We start from the raw sequence: 19,966 nt of genomic DNA, 5'->3' as shown, positions 1-19,966 counted from the left end.
TCTGCATTCCGGAAATATCTGCAATACTCCTGTATGCTGTATGATGCCGCAGCTCCGGCTCTCCTATTCAAATTCTATCCCGTTAAAATGATTCCTGCACAGATGCTTCTGATTCTTCTGAAGTTTCCAAATCCGGCTTCTCTTCCTTCGGTATCTCCCCATGCTCCGAGTCTGCCTGCAAAACCGGAACACTTTCTTCCGCGGTCTGCACTGCCAGTTTTTCTTCTACCCGGCTTTTCTCCTCCGGTTCTTTGATTCCCTTTGCCTCATGGAAAATTTTCATAAACTCCTTGCCGGTAATGGTTTCCTTCTGAATCAGGAATTCTGCAATTTTGTCCATAACGTCCCTATTTTCACTGAGCAGTCGTTTTGCTTCATCATAAGACTTTTTCAGAAGTTTCATAACCTCATGGTCAATCTCTGTTGCTGTGGAATCTCCGCAGTTTAACACAGCTCTGCCGTCCAGATATTGATTCTGAGATTCTGCCAGTCCCATAAGTCCAAAGCGATCTGACATACCGTACTGGGTAATCATAGCTCTTGCCACTTTTGTCGCCTGCTCAATGTCATTGGCAGCTCCTGTAGTTACGGTGTCAAACACCAACTCCTCTGCAGCACGTCCCCCCAGATAGCCCACCAGCATGGCCTCCAGCTCTTTTCTGGTATTTAAAAACTTCTCTTCCTCCGGAACATGCATAACATAGCCCAGAGCACCCATGGTTCTGGGGACAATGGTAATTTTCTGTACCGGCTCAGAGTCTTTTTGAAGGGCGCTTACCAGAGCATGTCCAACCTCATGGTAAGAAACGATTCTCCGCTCTTCTGAACTTAAAATCCTGTCTTTCTTTTCCTTACCAACCAATACCACTTCCACTGCTTCCAGCAAATCTTTCTGCGAAACTGCATTTCTTCCATTTTTAACTGCCAGAATCGCTGCCTCGTTCATCATATTTGCCAGGTCAGAGCCAACGGCTCCTGAAGTCGCCAGAGCAATGGCATCTAAATCGACCGTTTCATCTAAAGACACATTCTTTGCATGTACCTTTAAAATACTCACACGTCCCTTTAGATCCGGGCGGTCCACAATAACACGGCGGTCAAAACGTCCCGGACGCAGAAGAGCCGGGTCCAGAACCTCCGGACGGTTGGTTGCCGCCAGAATCAGAAGGCCCTTTGATGTATCAAAGCCGTCCATCTCTGCCAGAAGCTGATTTAAAGTCTGTTCCCGCTCATCATTGCCTCCGTAACGGGAATCACGGCTTTTCCCAATGGCGTCTACCTCGTCAATAAAAATAATGCAGGGAGCGTTCTTTTTGGCCTCCTCGAACAAATCCCGGACACGGGACGCACCTACACCGACAAACATTTCCACAAAGTCCGAACCAGACAGAGAGAAAAACGGCACCTGTGCCTCTCCTGCCACTGCCTTTGCCAGAAGGGTCTTTCCTGTTCCCGGAGGACCTACCAAAAGCGCACCTTTTGGCAGCTTTGCACCAATAGCTGTATATTTGCCCGGATTGTGGAGGAAATCCACCACCTCCTGGAGAGATTCCTTTGCCTCGTCCTGACCAGCCACATCTTTAAAGGTAATGCCGGTTTCCTTCTGCACATAGGCTTTTGCCTTGCTTTTTCCCACACCCATCATACCGCCGCCGCCATTCATGCGCTTAAATACCAGCGGAAACAGCATAATCATCAGCAGTATGGGCAGCACCAGTCCCAAAATACTCAAAACCGCTTCCATAACCGGATTAGGCTCTTCTCTCCGGAACTCAATATCTGTTTTTTCCAGACGCTTTGTCAGCTCGTCCAGGCTTTCTGCCAGGGCGGTGTAAACCTTTGCAGGCTGCCCCATTATGTTCTGCTCCTTTAAGGTAATTTCCAGTGTATTGGACTTAATCACAACCTTCTTCACGTCATTGTCTTCTACCATTTCAATAAACTCACTGTATGGTATTTTATTGCTCTGATTTCTTGTCATAAAACTAAACAGATTTATGAACAGCAATCCAAACATCAGACATATGACCAGAACCAGCAATGACTGTTTATTCTTAGGTCCGTCATTCTTGGGACCTTTATTCTGATTTTGCTCCATTTCTTTCCTCCTCATATAATCTCTTCTATTATAAAGATTACAGGATTATAAATCAACAGCAAGATTATGAAAAACCATGTACTTTTATTAAACTTTTGTAAATTTACACAAAATAAAAGATTTTCGCGGTTTTCACTGGAATCCCCCCACAAGTTGTAGTATACTAACGCAGTACTTGATACAAAATTAAGAGAAAAGGGGCAATTAAAACATGAAAATAGGATTTGATAATGACAAATATTTATCCATGCAGTCCGAACATATTAAAGAACGTATCAGCCAGTTTGACAACAAACTGTACTTGGAATTCGGCGGCAAGCTTTTTGACGATTACCATGCTTCCAGAGTTTTGCCGGGATTTGCCCCGGACAGTAAGCTGAAAATGCTGGAACAGCTTTCTGACCATGCGGAAATCGTTATTGTTATCAGCGCTGGTGATATAGAAAAAAATAAGGTCCGCGGAGATTTAGGAATCACCTATGACATTGATGTTCTGCGCCTGATTGATGCCTTCAAGGAAAGAGGCTTCTTTGTAGGCAGTGTTGTCATCACACAATATTCCGGACAGGCAGGCGCTATGGCATTTAAAGGCAAGCTGGAAAATCTGGGAATCAAAGTGTACCTTCACTACCCTATTGCCGGATATCCAAGCAATATTCCCTTCATTGTCAGCGATGAAGGCTATGGAAAAAATGAATATATTGAAACCACACGCCCACTGGTTATTGTGACAGCTCCGGGTCCGGGAAGTGGAAAAATGGCAACCTGTCTTTCTCAGCTTTATCACGAGCACAAGCGGGGAATACATGCAGGCTATGCCAAGTTTGAAACCTTCCCAATCTGGAATATTCCGCTGAAGCACCCGGTCAATCTTGCATATGAGGCCGCTACTGCGGACTTAAACGATGTCAACATGATTGACCCTTTCCACCTGGAAGCTTATGGAGAAACCACGGTAAACTACAACCGCGACGTGGAAATTTTCCCGGTACTCAGCGCTATCTTTGAACGTATCTTTGGTAAATGCCCATATCAGTCCCCTACAGACATGGGTGTCAACATGGCTGGAAACTGCATCATTGATGACGAGGTCTGCAGGGAAGCTTCCAGACAGGAAATTATCCGCAGATACTATCAGGCTCTTGAAAACCGCCTGGAAGAATCCAGCACGGATGAAGAAGTCTTCAAACTGGAACTTCTGATGAAGCAGGCAGGTGTTTCCACTGAAAACCGCCGCGTCACCACAGCGGCTTTAGAACGCGCAGAGGCTACCGGCGCTCCGGCGGCTGCCATTGAACTGGAAGACGGAAGAATTCTCACAGGAAAAACTTCAGACCTTTTAGGCGCTTCCGCTGCCCTTTTGTTAAACACCTTAAAGGAACTGGCAGGACTACCTCACAAGCTTCATGTGCTTTCTCCTTCTGCCATTGAGCCGATTCAGAAATTAAAAACGGATTATCTGGGAAGCAAAAACCCCAGACTGCACACAGATGAAGTACTCATCGCTCTTTCCAGCACCGCTGCTGCCAGTGATGTGGCAAAACTGGCTCTGGAACAACTTCCAAAGCTGAAGGGCTGTCAGGTTCATTCCTCTGTCATGCTCTCCACTGTGGACAAAAAAGTCTTCAAAAAGCTGGGCATACAGCTTACCTCAGAACCTGTGTATGAGCATAAGAAAATTTATTAATTACACAACCTATGCCAAGGGGCTGCGAAAACCAGCCCCTGTTTTTGCCCCCTATCTTTCTTAATATAGTAAAAAAGACTGATACAGGAAGCGCCTGACGGGAATAGAAATCTCTTCTATCCCCCCAACAGTGCTTGCATGTACCAGCTCTTTTTATATATTTTCCCTTATTTCTCAGTCTTCATATCCGTTTGGATTGTTAGACTGCCATCTCCAGGAATCTTCGCACATTTCTTTAATTCCGTTTTCCGCTTTCCATCCTAATTCCTTATAGGCCTTATCTGCGCTGGAATAGCAGGTTGCAATATCTCCTGCACGGCGTGGCTTAATCACATACGGAATTTTTACACCTGTAGCTTCTTCAAAATTTTTTACAATGTCCAGAACGCTGTATCCGTTTCCTGTGCCCAGGTTGTAAACAGACAGTCCTGAATTGTCTTCGATTTTCTTTAAAGCTTTTACATGACCTTTTGCCAGGTCTACTACATGGATATAATCTCTTACGCCTGTTCCGTCATGGGTATCATAATCATTCCCAAATACACCCAGCTCTTTTAATTTTCCTACAGCTACCTGTGTGATGTATGGCATTAAATTGTTTGGAATACCGTTTGGATTTTCTCCGATGGTACCGCTCTTATGTGCGCCAATTGGATTAAAGTATCTTAAAATAACCACATTCCATTCCGGATCTGCCTTCTGAATGTCAGTCAGAACCTGCTCTAACATGGATTTTGTCCAGCCGTACGGATTTGTGCAGGTTCCCTTCGGGCATTCCTCTGTAATAGGAATAAACGCCGGATCGCCGTATACGGTTGCTGAGGAAGAAAAGATAATGTTCTTTACTCCGTGCTTTCTCATCACATCAACCAGAGTCAGTGTACCTGCAATGTTGTTTTCATAGTATTCCCACGGTCTTTCTACAGACTCGCCTACAGCCTTTAATCCTGCAAAGTGAATACAGGAATCAATAGACTCTTTTTCAAAAATTTCATTTAAAGCCGCTCTGTCTAAGATATCAGCTTTATAAAATTTTACAGGCTTTCCTGTAATTTTTTCTACTCTTTCCAGGGATTTTTCACTGGAGTTGGAAAGGTTATCCACAACGACTACATCATATCCTGCACTCTGAAGCTCCACTACTGTATGGCTGCCAATATATCCGGCACCGCCTGTTACTAAAATTGCCATTCTTTTATTCCTCCTTTGAGAAATTGAATATTTTTCATGTTCCAAAACATTTTCTATGTTTGTTTCTATGCTACCACTTTCTTATGGAAAATTCAAGCAAACTTACAAACTATCTGTATTTGTTTACAATTTCATTCATCTGTTCCCATTTTTCTTCCATATCCCTTACCAGCTTGAACTGTGTTCTGCAGCGATCCAGATTATGTCCTTCTCTGTGTATCTTAAAGTAATGATCGCCTTCCAGATAGTCTGTCAGAAAACGCATACCGCATTCATAGGTCATCGTCATGGCGCCTACTGGAAGCATATCCAGTTCTTCTTTTGTCAGACTTCCCTTGCAGCCTTCCACAAAGCCCTTTGTATACAGTTCAAACAGCTCCATGCTGCAGGAAACCTTGGATAAATCCGGTTCATCCTCTGCACCTGTGCTGGCTCCAAAGCGAATAGAATCCCCAAAATCATTAACTGCCAGCCCCGGCATAACGGTATCCAGGTCAATGACGCAGATAGCCTTTCCTGTAGCATTGTCAATCATAATATTGTTCAGCTTGGTGTCATTATGTGTCACACGCAAAGGCAGCTTTCCTTCTGCCTGCATATCGCAGAGCTTATGTGCCAGAGGTTCTCTGTCCAGTACAAACCGAATTTCCTCCTGTACATCTGCCGCTCTTTTGCACACATCTGCTTCCACAGCCTTTTTAAAAGTATCCAGACGTTTCACCGTGTTGTGGAAATCCTGAATGGTTTCATGAAGCGTTTCTGCAGGATAATCTGCCAGAAGTCCCTGGAAATTTCCAAATGCCACAGCGCTCTCATAAAAGTCCTCTTTTTTCTCTACCAAATCATAAGTCATGGCATCTTCAATAAAAAGATAGGCTCTCCAGTAATCCCCGTCTGTATCTGCATAAAAGAATTTTCCCTGCTTTGTAGGCACCAGATTTAAGGTTTCTCTATCGGGATTTCCCCCTCTTTCTTCAATTTTCTTTCTCAGCCAGGAAGTAACACCCTCCACATTCTCCATAAGCTCTTCCGGGTGAAGGAAAATTTGGGTGTTCATTCTCTGGAGAATATATCTTTTCGTTTTCCCTTCCTCCTGAAAAGTCACACGAAAAGTATCATTAATATGTCCACTTCCGTAAGGAATACCTTCTGTATAAGTTCCCTCAAACTGAAACTGTTCAATTACTTCTCTTTTAATTTCTGCCATTTCCTATTTTTCCTCCCACAGTTTTTCCGGATATAAGCCGCTGTCTTTTAATGCCTGAATGGCAGCCACTACTACTGGTTTGTCCTCTTTGTAGGTAACACCGTACCATTTGTCCAGAGATTTCAGCACCTCTACCGTTGCTTTTCCCTCTCCCAAAAGTTCATCTACTACAAACGGAAGGAAATATTCGCATTTTAACGGATTTGCTTCCAGATTTTCGTCCAGGAATTTTGCAAAGCGGTCTTTTAATTCTTTTAAGATACTTTCTGAAAATCCCCACATATTCATGGAAACCACGCTGCCTTCAGGAATCACGGTCCATGTTTTTCCTTCATCTTCTGTATAAGCAGTTTCTGCTCCTCTCTTTTCAATGTGGGTTCTCTCATTGATTTTCTGCAGATAGCTGTTTTCGTCTGTCACACATACGCCTCTGGCAACGTGTCCGTTTTCTGTCAGAGTATTTTCCAGAACATATCCTACCATAGTATAACGATATTTCTCATCGTCCTCATGGGTTGTGAGATAATCATAAATCATCTGGAAAGCATGACTTCCATAGTAGTCGTCTGCATTGATCACTGCAAAAGGCGCGTCCACGGTTCCAATACAACTTAAAATTGCATGTCCGGTTCCCCATGGTTTTACTCTGCCTTCCGGAACCCCATATCCTTCCGGAAGATTGTTTAAATCCTGGAATACATATTCTACATCAATTACCTTGCTCAGTCTGTCCCCAATAGCAGCCTTAAAATCTGCCTCATTTTCTTTTTTGATAATAAAAACAACTTTTTCAAAACCTGCATTTACTGCATCATAGATAGAGAAATCCATAATGATATGCCCCTGCTTATCCACTGGGTCAATCTGTTTCAAACCGCCATAACGGCTTCCCATACCTGCTGCCATAACTACTAAAACTGGTTTTTTCATACATACCTTCTCCTTTGCTTGAGTTCTTGCTTCGTTTTAAGTTATCTTTATTCTATCAAAAAAAAAGCACAAATCCTTTGCACAAACTCATTTGTTTTTGTCACAAATGTGATGCCAGCCATTCCAGCCGGGAAATGGCGTAGCTGAAAAACTCTTTGTAGGATTCACAAAAATAATTTACCTGCTCCTGGGTATAATTTCTTCTGCATCCGCCTCGGCACAGAGGAAACCACTTACACGCCCTGCAGTTTTCTCCTCTTTTCTGTCCCTGAACAAAAAATTCCATTTCCGGCAAAATCCCCTGGAAGAACTGAAAATTTTCGTCCTGCACATTTGCAACTCGACAGTGATCCAACACATAAAAATCACAGGGATACACGCCTCCGTCTGCTTCTATGATATTCTGCATGGAACATCTCCCTGTCTGGGAACAGGCTTCCGGAGGCATTCCCTTTAACATGGACAGCCAGTTATCAAATTCCCGAATAGATACCATTGTGCCTTTCTGAATATCTTCAAACCACAAATCAAACAATTCCTTTAATGCCTCTGCATACACCTTTGGAGTCAAAGACCAGGGGCGCTGTCCTTCTTTTTCGCCCAGGGGATCCAGACACGGAATGTACTGCTGATAATAGAATCCCTCTTTTTTTAAATATCGGTACACAGAAGACACCTTTCTGGCACTCTGTTTTGTAAGGACACAGAGAATATTTACGTCAACATGATTTTCCTGCAGCTTTTTTGCATTTTTCAAAATCATCTGAAATGTCCCCTTGCCTCTTGCGTCCTGGCGATTCCGGTCATGAATTTCTTTTGTACCGTCCAGGGAAATTCCAACCAGAAAATGGTGTTCCTTCAAAAATTCCATCCACCTGTCATCTAACAGAGTTCCGTTTGTCTGCAGACAAAAATACAGCCTTGTCTTTGGCTTTTTATACTTTTCTGTAAACTCTATAAATTTCTCAAAAAATTCCAGACCTGCCAGGGTAGGCTCTCCTCCCTGAAAGCCAAAGGTACAGCTTAACTCCGCTGCTTCCAGTGCCTTTTTTACCACGGTTTCCAAAACATCTTCTTTCATAACGCCATAGGACGCGGTTTCCCGATTTTTACACTCATCTTCATAAAAACAATAAGCGCACCTGAGATTGCAGTTGGAAGACGCTGGTTTCATCATTAATTGTATATGTTTCATTTCCTGCCCCGCCTTTTCTCATTTTTCTTCATTTTATCATATCTCTGTTGTAAATTCATTGATTTTCCCGTCATTTCATGACAGCATATGGATTTTTTCTTTACAATCCAGTATAATAATACTATATTTTCCTATTCTGGAGGTTCAATATGTCATTTACAAGTCTGGAATTAAAACAAGACATTGAGATTAATAAAATTATAACCATTCACTATTTTGAATATATGAGTGATTACAATTTTCCCGGAGAACGGCACGATTTCTGGGAATTTCTTTGCGTAGATAAAGGAGAAGTAGAAGTCTGCGCCGGAAATACCCACCATACCTTAAAAAAAGGAGAGATTATTTTTCACAAGCCAGACGAATTTCACACCGTAAAGGCAAACGGAACCATTGCCCCCAATCTGGTGGTTATCTCCTTTGAGTGTCACTCTCCCTGCATGAAATATTTTGAGAATCTGCTGACCAGCATCGGAGAACAGGAGAGAAAGCTTCTGGCCCAGATTATTTATGAAGCAAAGCACTGTATTGCCACGCCTTTGGATGATCCGGCAACCACAGAAATGATTCGCTGCGAAGAAACCCCTTTTGGTTCAGAACAGTTAATTAAATTATATCTGGAAACACTTTTGATTTTTATGATTCGGCAAATGGACGAGGGAACATTTTCCTCTCCTGCAATCAAATCCATTAAACAGAAAAATGATTCCCTGATTTATAACCGGATTACCACTTATCTGGAGGAACATATCTGCGAACGATTGACCATTGAAACCATATGTCAGGATAACCTCATTGGCCGTTCTCAGCTCCAGAAGCTTTTCCGGGAACAGGCGCACTGCGGTGTTATTGATTATTTCTCTCATTTAAAGATTGAACTTGCCAAGCAACTTATCCGGGAAAATCATCACAATTTCACCCAGATATCCGAATTTATCGGTTATACGTCCATTCATTATTTCTCAAGACAGTTTAAAAAACTGACAGGAATGACACCTTCCGAGTACGCTTCTTCCATTAAAGTTCTGTCTGACAGAAAGTAACCGTAATACCGATACATAAGAATCTGATTCTACTTTCCGTTTTTTTACATTGTGTTTCAATTACTTTCATATTATAATGAAGATATTACGGGAGCAATCCCAGATTAAAGGAGAAGGTATCATGAAAATTTACAAAACAAAAGACTACGAAGAAATGAGCAAAAAAGCAGCCCACATTATTGCATCTCAGGTTATTTTACACCCTGACTGCGTGTTAGGTCTGGCAACCGGCTCTACTCCTGTAGGTACTTACAAAAATCTGGTAAAATGGTATGAAGAGGGTGATTTAGATTTTTCTCAGATTACCTCCTGCAACCTGGACGAGTACAGAGGCTTAAGCGGTGACAATGACCAGAGCTATCGTTATTTCATGAATCATAACCTGTTTGACTCTGTAAATATCCGCAAAGAATGTACTTATGTACCGGATGGTTTAAATGAAGACAGCGATGCAGCATGCAGAGAATACGAAGAAATTATTGCCCGTGCAGGCGGCATCGATTTACAACTTTTAGGTCTTGGACACAATGGACACATTGGATTCAACGAACCAGCAGAAGATTTTCCAAAGACCACACACTGCGTAGACTTAACGGAAAGCACTATTCAGGCAAATAAACGCTTCTTTGAAAACGAAGCTGATGTTCCGCGTCAGGCATATACCATGGGTATTGGAACCATTATGAATGCGAAAAAAATTCTGGTAGTTGTAAGTGGAGAGGACAAGGCAGAAATCCTCAATCAGGTTATCAACGGACCGATTACACCAAAGGTTCCTGCATCTATCTTACAGTTACACCCAGACGTGACTATCGTAGCAGATGAAGCCGCTCTTTCTAAAGTAAAATAATACCTTTCTGAAGGAAAACAAAGGTGCTGCATAACACTACAGAACAAATTCTTCCTATGGAGCTGTATATCAGCAATGGAGAATTTCAGGTATGTATTTATGCAGCGCCCTTTTTATCCTTATAAATGGGATTCTTTATTTCATCTTCTTGATATCCTTCCACTTCACTGTACTTCCGTAATGCATAACAGAAACGCTGTAAATCCGGGCAGATACATGGCAAGATCTGCCAGAGCGATTCCGCAGATACACATGGTTACATTCATGAAAATTGCCAGAAACATCTGCACTCTTTCCATATACTGCTGCAGCTTTTCTGCCTCCTCTTCCTCCTCCTGATGCCAATTATCCAGTCTTTCCTTTATGTTTCTTACACACAGAGGTGCTGCCACCATCAGAAACAAGCTCAGGAACATCAATACCCAGGAAGCTGCTCCAGTAAGATATTTGGACATCTGGCTCAGCATATGTCCTACATCTTCTCCCCAAAAAACAAAAATAATCGAACCTGTCCCTCCTATCACTGCACCAATCAACGCCATAATCACCAGCTGCATCACCGCTGTCTTTTTATCAGTTTCTTTTCTTACCTTATTCTTCTTCATTTTCTTCGTCCTCCTCATACTGAAATATATCCTCCACAGTTACGCAGCATTCCCTGGCAATTCGCAGAGCAAGTGTCACAGACGGAGAATAATCTCCTCTTTCAATTAAACTGATAGTCTGTCTGGAAGCACCAACCCGTTTTCCCAACTCCTGTTGGTTGATACCCAATCTTGCCCTGTATTCTTTCAAGCGATTGTATAGCGGCATTTTCCTGTTCTCCCTTTCCTTTTTTATAAAAGCATTTTATGACTTGTTTCCTTGTCATAATGACAACTTTTCTTGTCATCATCTTAACATATGACAAAGAAAGTTGTCAATACATTTTAAAAAAACGCCCCTTTGGCAACTTCTTCAAAGAAATTTGCCAAAGGGGCGTTCTCATATGAAAAATAAATTTTAAATCAGCCTTTAATACCGCCGGTAACACCGCCGATAATTTTCTCAGACAGGAAAATATACAGAATAAAGGTTGGCAGGAATACAATAACAACTGCTGCAAACATACCTGCCCAGTTTCCTGTATACTGCATGGACTGCAACATACCATACAGACCTACCGCTACAGGACGAAGTTCGTCGCTGTTTGCAAAAATTAATGACAGGAAATACTCATTCCAGATATTAATAAAGTTAAAAATAGTAACTGTTACAATACCGGACTGTGCCATGGGGAACATAATCTTCCAGAAAGTTTTTACCGGAGGACAGCCGTCAATGGCTGCTGCTTCCTCATAAGTTCTGGACAGGTTTGCAAAAAAGGTCAGGAGGAAAATCGTTGTATAAGGAATATTAATTCCAATATACAGGAAAATCAAAGTCACCTTACTTGCCGCCACATTGTTCAGAATTCCCATATTTGCTACCAGACAGAACAGTGGAAGCACAATCATAGTAATGGGAACGCCCATAGCAGAAACAAAACTTGTCTGAATAATCTTGTTTCCTAAAAAGGTAAATCTTGCCAACACATATGCTGCCGGTGCACAAATCAGAATCAATAATGTACAGGCTACTACAGAGTAAAGCAATGAATTCATAAAGAAGGTTGCCACACCGCCTGAACCCCATGCCTTTGCATAGTTTTCAAAGTGAAGACCTGTTGGGAACTTCAAAGCTTTTCCCGCAAAAATATCCGGGGTTGTAGATAAACTTGCTGCAATAATCCAGCCCAGAAGCATTAATGTAAATGCTACCCATAAAATAATGATAATATATCCGGGAGCAAGTTTTAATTCTTTTTTCCAGTTGATTTTATCTTTAACGACTTTCTTTTCTTTTGCCATAAAACTGTTCCTCCCTTCTAAAATTCCAAATCATCATCTTTGATGAACGCATTACAAATCGTAAAGATTAATACTACGCAGATACAAAGAATAATACCAATCGCTGCACCATATCCTGCATTACGTTCTGTTACCGCATTTCCTGCACCGAAAATCTGAGAATACATATACTGTACAGGAACAATGGTTGCTTTATTTGCCGTAACAGAGGAGAACAACTGTGACCATACAAAGAAGCCGGCTGTACTTACAGACCACATAGTAATATTTGTTTTAAACACACCTTTTAACAAAGGTAATGTCATGTAACGGAACTGGTTAAATTTGTTTGCACCGTCCAGAGTTGCCGCTTCGTAAAAATCAGGGCTGATTCGTTCAATGCCGCTCATCCAGATAAGCATATGATAACCAATCATTCCAAAACAATATGCAAACAATAATGCCCAGAATACATGATCCGGCGCTGTCCACTGCGTTTTCGCCAGTTCATGCAGCCCCAGCGCATCTAATACATTTTTCAGAAGACCAAATTTCGGGCTGTATACATACTGAAGCCACATAGTTGCAAGCGCGACTGCACTTACAATATTCGGTAAATAGATAATGGCACGGAAAACTTTTTTTCCTCTGATTCCGCTGGTCAAAATAACTGCAAAAAGCAAAGAAACTGTCATAACAACAATTCCGCCCAAAAGCCAAATCTTTCCAATATTAACCATAGAGGTTCTGAAAATATCTGTTGCAAATAATTTCTGATAGTTTTCAATGCCCACAAATTTCCATAAATCCATACTGTCTGTAACAGAGTCTATTTTAAAGAAACTCATGACAACTGTTCTGACAATAGGATAGAAGAATACAGCCAGGAAAATTAAAACTGCCGGCGTAAGAAAACCAATTATCATTCCTTTATTTTTTTTCATGAGGGTATCTCCTTAAATCAAAATATGGTGGCAGCGCGCTATACGCTCATGCCACCATATCTGCTATACTTCATTAACGTATCTACTTAGCTGTCAAAAGAATTATTTATTCTCCTGCTGCTGATTTACAGGATTTTACAAAGTCATCAGCAGACATGTCGCCAGCCATGAGTTTTACTGTATTTTCGTTTAATACAGGTGTGAGGTCACCATTGTTTTCAGCGCCTACAGCCCAGTCATAGAAAGTACCTGTTGCTTCAAATCCAGGTTTTACAGCTGCCAGTTCTTCCGGCCAAGCATCTGCATTTGCTTTATCAGCAGGAATGGACAGAGATTGTTCTGTCATCTTCTTATCAAAGTCGCCTGTTGTGATATAAGTAATTAATTCCATAGCTTCTTCTGCCATTTTGGAATCTTTATTGATTGCAAATACCTGGTTTGCAATGTTATTTGCTGTGTTGTCATCTGTTCCGTCTTTGACAGATGGATAATTGAAGTAACCCCATGTAAGGTCTTCTGCTGCTGAAGCTTTAATTTCGTTTGGCAGCCAGGAACCACAAATAATAATTGCTGCTTCTCCTGGTGCAAATTCCTGATTCTGTCCTGCAGGATATACGTTAGATGCAATGTTTTCTGAGAAGTAGCCCTTCTTTGCAAAGTCTTCGATATCTTTTGCCGCCTGTAATACTCTTGGGTCGTCCCAATTTACATCTTCTACTTCACCTGCATCTATTTTTTCCTGAATTGCCGGATCGTTTACTAATGCTTTTACACCGTCCTGTCCAAGATAACGTCCTAAATGATATCCCATGAAGGAAGTCATATATGTAGTATCACCTGTGATTGGTGTGATGCCTGCATCTTTTAATTTTCCACAAGCCGCATCGAATTCTTCCCATGTAGTAGGTGCAGCCTCGATTCCTGCTTTGTCAAATAATGTCTGATTGTAGAAGAAGCCAAAGATAGAAGGCTGATACGGAATGGATTTCAGTGTTCCACCACCTGCATTGCGGGCAATCTTGAACAGTGTTTCACTTCCATGTTCTGTTTCATAGTCTTTTGCCAGTTCTTCCAAATCCATCAGGTATTTGCCCCAGGAACCATTGACACGGTTTACGTCCTCATCAAACAGGTCGATGGTCTGTTTTGCATCAAGAGCCGGCTGTAAGCCTTCACGCTGACCATTACGTCCTTTAAACTGAACGTCAACTTTAACGCCTGTATCTTCTGTGTATTTGTCAACTGCCTCTTTGATTACCTTTGCCTGTGGTTCTTCTTCACTCCACATGGACCAGTAAACCAGTTCTTTTCCGCCTTCTTCTTTCTTTGCGCTGTCTGAACCACCGGAAGCAGCATTATCTCCACCGCCGCAGGCTGCCAGAGATCCAGCCATCATAACACAAAGAACCGCACTTAAAATTTTCTTTTTCATGAGAAATTCCTCCTATCGTTCATCGTTCTTTCTTGTGACTCTATAATAGTACAATTTTGCACAAATGTATTTATACTATCTGCTTGTTTGTTTGCACTATCAATGTTTTACTTGAATTTTTGCTGTTTTTCTATAGTTTTTTCACAGCATTTTTCCTAATAACGCTCCCTGTTTTTCGTTTTTTTTCCATCTACTGTGACAAAACCATACAATATGCACAAACTCACTGCCAGTAAAATACACATTCCGCATATGTCCAGATTTCCCACCAGCAGCCCTGAAGCGTTTACCGCCATGTGACACCAGATACCAGCCCACAACGTTCTGTATTTCTTTACAAGGTATCCCAGAAGCAGCCCTATAACAAAGGCATAAGAGGACTGCACTGCATTGCCGTGCATGAATGCAAAAAGAACCGCCTGAAAAACATTGGCCAGGGCAAAAGAAAACTCTTTCTCTAAAATTCCAAGGGTCAGTCCACGAAAGACTGCTTCCTCAGCCAAAGGCGCCAGAAGGGCTGTATAGAGAACAGAAAAAAAAGAGGGAGCCAGCATACCCAGGTTTTCAAGCACCTTTCCGTACTCCTCCATGGCTTTTGGAAACAGCATATCTGCCCCTGAAAGAAGCAGACTGAAAAAAAGCTGCAGCGTCAGACCTAAAAACAGCAGAGCTGCCATGGAAAAAGGGGTTATTTTCCCTTTCTCCTGCTTTTCTCTTTTTTGCAGCCAGATATATCCTGCTGCAAAAGTCACGGCATTTGCAAGAATGGATATCACATAGGGAAGTTCTCCTGTCAGAATCCAGGAGCTGTCCTTCCCCAAAATTGTCATTCCCATCAAAAGAAACAGGCTGGTGACAGTACTCTGAAGCCCCAGCCAGAAAAACATGGGAAGCAGACTTTTTAAGATACACCCGGCTTTTCTCATCTGTTTCACTCCTCGCTCAATTCCTGAAAATGGAAAGTTTTTCTCCCCTCTGCATAGTCTGCCACAATCTGCCCCTGTCCATAGAGTTTATACTTATAAGTCACCAGACCTTCCAGACCCACAGGACCTCTGGCATGAATTTTCCCTGTACTGATCCCAACTTCCGCGCCAAATCCATAGCGAAAGCCATCGGCAAATCTGGTGGAGCAGTTTTGGTAAACCCCTGCGGAATCTACAAGCTGCATAAATCTTTCTGCATGTCGGCTGTTTTCCGTAAGAATGCAGTCTGTATGATGAGAGCCATAGGTATTAATATGCGTGATTGCCTCCTCCAGACTGTCTACCAGCTTTACGGACAGCATGAGATCCAGATACTCGGTGTGAAATTCTTCCTCTTCCATGACTTCGCAGTCTATGTACCGGCTTACCTCCTCTGTTCCCCGGAACTTCACTCCTGCCTCTGTAAGGGCTTTGGCTGCTTCCGGGAGAAATTCCTCTGCAATATTCCTGTGTACCAGCAATGTTTCCATGGTATTGCAGGCAGCGGTATACTGGGTTTTTGCGTCCACCACCACGGGCAGCGCTTTTTCCATGTCGTAATCCTCATCTACATAAATATGGCACACCCCGTCCGCATGTCCCATAACCGGAATTTTTGTATGGTTCATAATATACTGCACAAATGAATTGGATCCTCTTGGAATGAGCAAATCCACACAGTCATGGCAGGACAGCAGCTCATCAATCTCCTGGTGCTGTTCTGCCTGCAAAAGACAGCCCTTTGGCAGACCGCAGCCCACTACGGTCTGATAAATAATTTCAAACAGTACCTTATTAGTGGCAGCGGTTTCCTTTCCGCCTTTTAACACTGCACAGTTACCGCTTTTAATGCAAAGAGCGGAAATCTGCACCAGAGCATCAGGTCTTGCTTCAAAAATAATACCAATAACCCCAATAGGGCAGGATACCCGATACAGGTTGAGATTCTCGTCCAATTGTCTGGCAAGCTGTACCTGGGCTAATGGGTCTGAAAGCTTTTCCAGTTCCCGGATTCCCTTTACCACGTCCAGGAGCTTATGCTCGTCAAATTTCAGTCTTTTCTGCACAGAAGGAGGCAGATTTGCTTCTTCTGCCGCCTGTAAATCTCTTGCATTGGCGGCAAAAATCTCTTCTTTTCTGCTCTCCAGCTCACGGGCTGTTTCTTCAAGCGCCCGGTTTCTCATTTCCAAAGACAGCGCAGCCATTTGGGGACTGTCTGCTTTCATTCTTTTCACTTCTTCTCTGATATTCATATTCTACCGCCCTTTCTCCTGTTTTCACTCTGTTTCTTTAAAGTAGATGTTCCTATTATATAGGTATTTTCTCTGTTATGCAATCTACATCTGCTTTCTGACAATCTTATATTCATCATTCATCTGAAAATAGGGACAACGATAAAAGCTATCTGACAAAAAACGACTCATTTCATCTTCGTCCAGATTCACATCACAGATATAGTATCCGAAGTCTTCATCATAAATATAATTGCTGCAGTATTCACAGCTTGTTGTCTGTTTCTTTTTATTCTTCATTATTCCACGTCCTTTTCCTGATTCTGCATGTTTTAGATATACCAAAATCTCTTCTTCTTGTCAATTTTTAATGAAAAGAGGAAAAATAAAATTCTTTCATTGCAAATAAAACAGGGAGTGTTATAATTAGCCTTGAACTTTATATAATCTTTATCTTTTTCTTACTATTTTTTATATAATCTTAATATTATGGAGGTTCTTATGAAGATTATAATTGTGGGCTGCGGTAAAATCGGAAGTACCCTTGCAGCACAGCTCAGCTATGAACAGCATGAACTGGTGGTAATTGACACAAATCCGATAAAAATCCAGCAGCTTTCCGAAATGATTGACGTTATGGGCATCACGGGAAATGGCTCCAGTGTCAACGTCCTTTCAGAGGCCGGTATTGAAGAAGCGGATATGCTGATTGCCGTCACCGGCTCTGATGAATTAAATCTGCTTTGCTGCGTCATTGCCAAAAAAGTAAGCAAATGCCAGACCATTGCCCGCGTCCGTAATCCGATTTACAATAAAGAAAGGAACTTTATCCGGAAAAGTCTGGGAATTTCTATGATTATCAACCCGGAATATTCCGCTGCCATGGAAATTTCCCGTCTTTTGCGCTTTCCTTCTGCCATTAAACTGGATACCTTTGCAAAAGGAAGAGTGGAGCTTTTAAAATTTAAACTGCTTCCCGAATTTCATCTGAGCGGACTGTCCATTATGGAAATGGTAAACAAAACAAGATGCAGCATTCTGGTCTGTGGTGTAGAAAGAAATAACGAGGTATTCATTCCTTCCGGTAACTTTGTACTGCAAAACGGGGATCGCATTTCCATTGTGGCTTCACCTAAAAATTCCGCTGCATTTTTTAAAAAAATCGGTGTCCATACCCATCAGGTCAAAAATGCTCTGATTGTAGGAGGCGGCACTCTTGGTTATTATCTTGCCACTCTTTTGTCAGAACTGAAAATCGACGTAAGGATTGTGGAAGCAAAACGGTCACGCTGCGAAGAATTAAGCCAGCTTCTGCCGGAAACCACCATTATCTGCGGAGATGGCACAGACAAAAAGCTTCTTATGGAAGAAGGGCTTACCCAGACAGAGGCTTTTGTAACCCTCACGAACATGGACGAGGAAAATATCCTGCTCTCCCTGTTTGCCAAGAAAAACTCAAGCGCAAAGCTGATTACCAAGGTAACTCGAATCGCATTTGACGATATTGTGGAAGAACTGGATTTGGGAAGCGTGATTTACCCGAAAAATATTACGGCAGACTATATTCTCCGCTATGTCCGCGCCATGGAAAATTCCCTCAGCAGCAATGTGGAAACCCTGTACCATATTCTGGACGGGCATGCAGAGGCTCTGGAATTTGCAGTAAAGGAAAACTCCTGCATTACTGATGTGCCTCTAAGCCAGCTAAATCTGCGAGATAACCTCTTAATTGCCTGCATTAACCGAAACGGTAGCATTCTGATTCCTAACGGACAGGACAGAATCCAGGTAGGAGATACCGTAATCGTGGTAACAACCACGGAAGGCTTAAATGATTTGAAAGACATTTTGAAAAAGTAGAGGGCTATAGGAAATGAATTACGCAATCGTAAAATCTATTATTGGCAGGGTTCTGCACTTTGAAGCAGCTTTTATGATGCTTCCCTGTGTTACGGCTGTTATTTATAAAGAGGAAAGCGGCTGGTCCTTCTTCTTTACAGCCCTTGTATGTGTGCTGCTTGGTTCCTTACTTACCAGAAAAGCCCCAAAAAACTCTGTCTTTTATGTGAAAGAGGGATTTGTATCTGTGGCTTTAAGCTGGATTGTCCTGAGTATTATGGGCAGCATCCCCTTTCTTGTGGGTGGTGTTATCACCAATCCCATTGACGCACTTTTTGAAACCGTATCCGGCTTTACCACCACCGGAGCCAGCATTCTCACTGATGTAGAGATTCTGCCCAAATGTATGCTGATGTGGCGAAGCTTTACACACTGGATTGGCGGTATGGGTGTGCTTGTATTCCTGCTGTCCTTTATGCATGCCCACGGCAGCGGTTCTCACATGAACCTGATGAAAGCAGAAAGTCCGGGGCCATCTGTCAGTAAACTGAAACCTACCGTGCAGTCTACAGCAAAGGTTCTGTACATGATTTATATTTTTCTGACCTTTTTGGAAATAATACTGCTGCTTTTGGGCGGCATGCCTTTGTTTGACACACTAACCACCAGTTTCGGTACTGCAGGAACCGGTGGTTTTGGAATCAAAAACGACAGCCTCGGGGGATATTCCCCTTACATTCAGGTGGTTGTCACTGTTTTTATGATTCTTTTTGGTATTAATTTCAGTGCCTTTTTTCTAATTCTGTGCAAAAAGTTTACCCAGGCATTCCGCATGGAGGAGGTACGCTGCTACCTCGGAATCATTCTGGCAACCACAGTGTTTATTACCTTTAATATCCGAAACCTCTATGGCTCCTTTGGAGAGGCACTGCGTCATGCTGCCTTCCAGGTTGGTTCTATTATCACTACTACAGGATATGCCACTACAGACTTTAACACCTGGCCTGAAGTATCCAGAACCATTCTGGTACTACTCATGTTTGTGGGTGCCTGTGCCGGAAGTACCGGCGGCGGTATTAAAGTATCCCGTTTTGTAATTCTGATTAAAACTATAAAAAAAGAGCTTCACACTCTGCTTCACCCAAGAAGCGTGCGAAAGCTGAAAATGGACGGTCATACGCTGGAGCATGAAGTTGTCCGCGCAACTAACGTCTTTCTGATTGCCTATGTCCTTGTCTTTGCTTTTTCTGTATTTTTAATCGGATTTGACAACTTTGATATGATTACCAATTTTACAGCTGTGGCTTCCACCTTAAACAACATCGGTCCCGGTCTGGAACTGGTAGGTCCTACGCAGAACTTCAGCATTTTCTCAAACGGCGCCAAGCTGGTGCTGACCTTTGATATGCTGGCGGGACGACTGGAATTATTCCCCATGCTTCTGCTCTTTGTAAGAGATACCTGGAAACGGTATTGAAAAGTTCT

General features: G+C 42.4%; 18 protein-coding genes. 5 read left to right on the top strand and 13 right to left on the bottom strand.

Annotation, left to right across the window (positions count from 1 at the left end):
• Window positions 1-82 precede the first annotated feature (82 nt).
• A complete protein-coding gene (gene ftsH, locus DQQ01_RS03120; protein ID WP_111918345.1) occupies window positions 83-2,098 on the bottom strand; it encodes an ATP-dependent zinc metalloprotease FtsH in 2,016 nt (671 codons plus the stop codon).
• A gap of 211 nt (window positions 2,099-2,309) precedes the next feature.
• Between ftsH and DQQ01_RS03115 the strand changes: the two genes are divergently transcribed.
• Window positions 2,310-3,785 carry a DUF1846 domain-containing protein gene (locus tag DQQ01_RS03115; RefSeq protein ID WP_111918343.1) on the top strand — a complete coding sequence of 492 codons (1,476 nt, stop codon included), beginning with the start codon at window positions 2,310-2,312 and terminating at the stop codon, window positions 3,783-3,785.
• Window positions 3,786-3,959: 174 nt separating this feature from the next.
• Here the strand turns inward: DQQ01_RS03115 and galE are convergent, their stop codons facing one another.
• From galE to DQQ01_RS03095, 4 genes are all read right to left on the bottom strand, one after another.
• Window positions 3,960-4,976 carry a UDP-glucose 4-epimerase GalE gene (gene galE, locus DQQ01_RS03110; RefSeq protein ID WP_111918341.1) on the bottom strand — a complete coding sequence of 339 codons (1,017 nt, stop codon included), beginning with the start codon at window positions 4,974-4,976 and terminating at the stop codon, window positions 3,960-3,962.
• A gap of 109 nt (window positions 4,977-5,085) precedes the next feature.
• Window positions 5,086-6,183, bottom strand: coding sequence for a phosphotransferase enzyme family protein (locus DQQ01_RS03105; protein ID WP_111918339.1), 1,098 nt, complete (start codon window positions 6,181-6,183; stop codon window positions 5,086-5,088).
• Window positions 6,184-6,186: 3 nt separating this feature from the next.
• The gene (locus tag DQQ01_RS03100; RefSeq protein ID WP_111918337.1) at window positions 6,187-7,113 is read right to left on the bottom strand and encodes a nucleotidyltransferase family protein; all 927 of its coding nucleotides are present in this window, start codon (window positions 7,111-7,113) and stop codon (window positions 6,187-6,189) included.
• A gap of 100 nt (window positions 7,114-7,213) precedes the next feature.
• Entirely contained in the window at window positions 7,214-8,308 is a 1,095-nt protein-coding gene (locus tag DQQ01_RS03095) for an anaerobic sulfatase maturase (RefSeq protein WP_111918335.1), read from the bottom strand.
• Window positions 8,309-8,457: 149 nt separating this feature from the next.
• Here DQQ01_RS03095 and DQQ01_RS03090 point away from each other — a divergent pair, with 149 nt between their 5' ends.
• Both DQQ01_RS03090 and nagB read left to right on the top strand, forming a co-directional pair.
• Window positions 8,458-9,351 (top strand): AraC family transcriptional regulator, encoded by an 894-nt coding sequence (locus DQQ01_RS03090; RefSeq protein WP_111918333.1) that lies wholly within the window; start codon window positions 8,458-8,460, stop codon window positions 9,349-9,351.
• Window positions 9,352-9,472: 121 nt separating this feature from the next.
• Window positions 9,473-10,201 carry a glucosamine-6-phosphate deaminase gene (nagB, locus tag DQQ01_RS03085; RefSeq protein WP_111918331.1) on the top strand — a complete coding sequence of 243 codons (729 nt, stop codon included), beginning with the start codon at window positions 9,473-9,475 and terminating at the stop codon, window positions 10,199-10,201.
• 164 nt (window positions 10,202-10,365) lie between these two features.
• Here nagB and DQQ01_RS03080 read toward each other — a convergent pair whose 3' ends face one another.
• The 8 genes from DQQ01_RS03080 to DQQ01_RS03045 form a co-directional block, all read right to left on the bottom strand.
• Window positions 10,366-10,806: a DUF3169 family protein gene (locus DQQ01_RS03080; RefSeq protein ID WP_162624231.1), complete on the bottom strand. Its 441-nt coding sequence runs from the start codon at window positions 10,804-10,806 to the stop codon at window positions 10,366-10,368.
• Window positions 10,793-11,014 (bottom strand): helix-turn-helix transcriptional regulator, encoded by a 222-nt coding sequence (locus DQQ01_RS03075; RefSeq protein ID WP_111918327.1) that lies wholly within the window; start codon window positions 11,012-11,014, stop codon window positions 10,793-10,795. Before DQQ01_RS03075 ends, DQQ01_RS03080 begins: the two co-directional genes overlap by 14 nt.
• Window positions 11,015-11,208: 194 nt before the next feature.
• Window positions 11,209-12,090 (bottom strand): carbohydrate ABC transporter permease, encoded by an 882-nt coding sequence (locus DQQ01_RS03070; RefSeq protein WP_111918325.1) that lies wholly within the window; start codon window positions 12,088-12,090, stop codon window positions 11,209-11,211.
• Window positions 12,091-12,107: 17 nt separating this feature from the next.
• Entirely contained in the window at window positions 12,108-13,013 is a 906-nt protein-coding gene (locus tag DQQ01_RS03065) for a carbohydrate ABC transporter permease (RefSeq protein WP_111918323.1), read from the bottom strand.
• 106 nt (window positions 13,014-13,119) lie between these two features.
• Window positions 13,120-14,445, bottom strand: coding sequence for an ABC transporter substrate-binding protein (locus DQQ01_RS03060; RefSeq protein WP_111918321.1), 1,326 nt, complete (start codon window positions 14,443-14,445; stop codon window positions 13,120-13,122).
• Between the two features lie 155 nt (window positions 14,446-14,600).
• On the bottom strand, window positions 14,601-15,371 hold the full coding sequence (locus DQQ01_RS03055) for a CPBP family intramembrane glutamic endopeptidase (protein WP_111918319.1): 771 nt from the start codon (window positions 15,369-15,371) through the stop codon (window positions 14,601-14,603).
• Between the two features lie 5 nt (window positions 15,372-15,376).
• Window positions 15,377-16,663 carry a glutamate-5-semialdehyde dehydrogenase gene (locus DQQ01_RS03050; protein ID WP_111918317.1) on the bottom strand — a complete coding sequence of 429 codons (1,287 nt, stop codon included), beginning with the start codon at window positions 16,661-16,663 and terminating at the stop codon, window positions 15,377-15,379.
• Between the two features lie 84 nt (window positions 16,664-16,747).
• Window positions 16,748-16,942: a DUF6472 family protein gene (locus DQQ01_RS03045; protein WP_111920808.1), complete on the bottom strand. Its 195-nt coding sequence runs from the start codon at window positions 16,940-16,942 to the stop codon at window positions 16,748-16,750.
• Window positions 16,943-17,143: 201 nt separating this feature from the next.
• On the opposite strand from DQQ01_RS03045, the gene trkA reads away from it, so the two are divergent.
• Both trkA and DQQ01_RS03035 read left to right on the top strand, forming a co-directional pair.
• Window positions 17,144-18,502 carry a Trk system potassium transporter TrkA gene (trkA, locus tag DQQ01_RS03040; RefSeq protein WP_111918315.1) on the top strand — a complete coding sequence of 453 codons (1,359 nt, stop codon included), beginning with the start codon at window positions 17,144-17,146 and terminating at the stop codon, window positions 18,500-18,502.
• A 13-nt stretch (window positions 18,503-18,515) separates the two neighbouring features.
• Window positions 18,516-19,958, top strand: coding sequence for a TrkH family potassium uptake protein (locus tag DQQ01_RS03035; RefSeq protein ID WP_111918313.1), 1,443 nt, complete (start codon window positions 18,516-18,518; stop codon window positions 19,956-19,958).
• Window positions 19,959-19,966: the final 8 nt, after the last annotated feature.

Origin of the sequence: Blautia argi (assembly GCF_003287895.1) — a bacterium.
GTDB classification, from domain to species: domain Bacteria; phylum Bacillota; class Clostridia; order Lachnospirales; family Lachnospiraceae; genus Blautia; species Blautia argi.
This window is presented reverse-complemented; position numbering and strand designations above follow the sequence as displayed.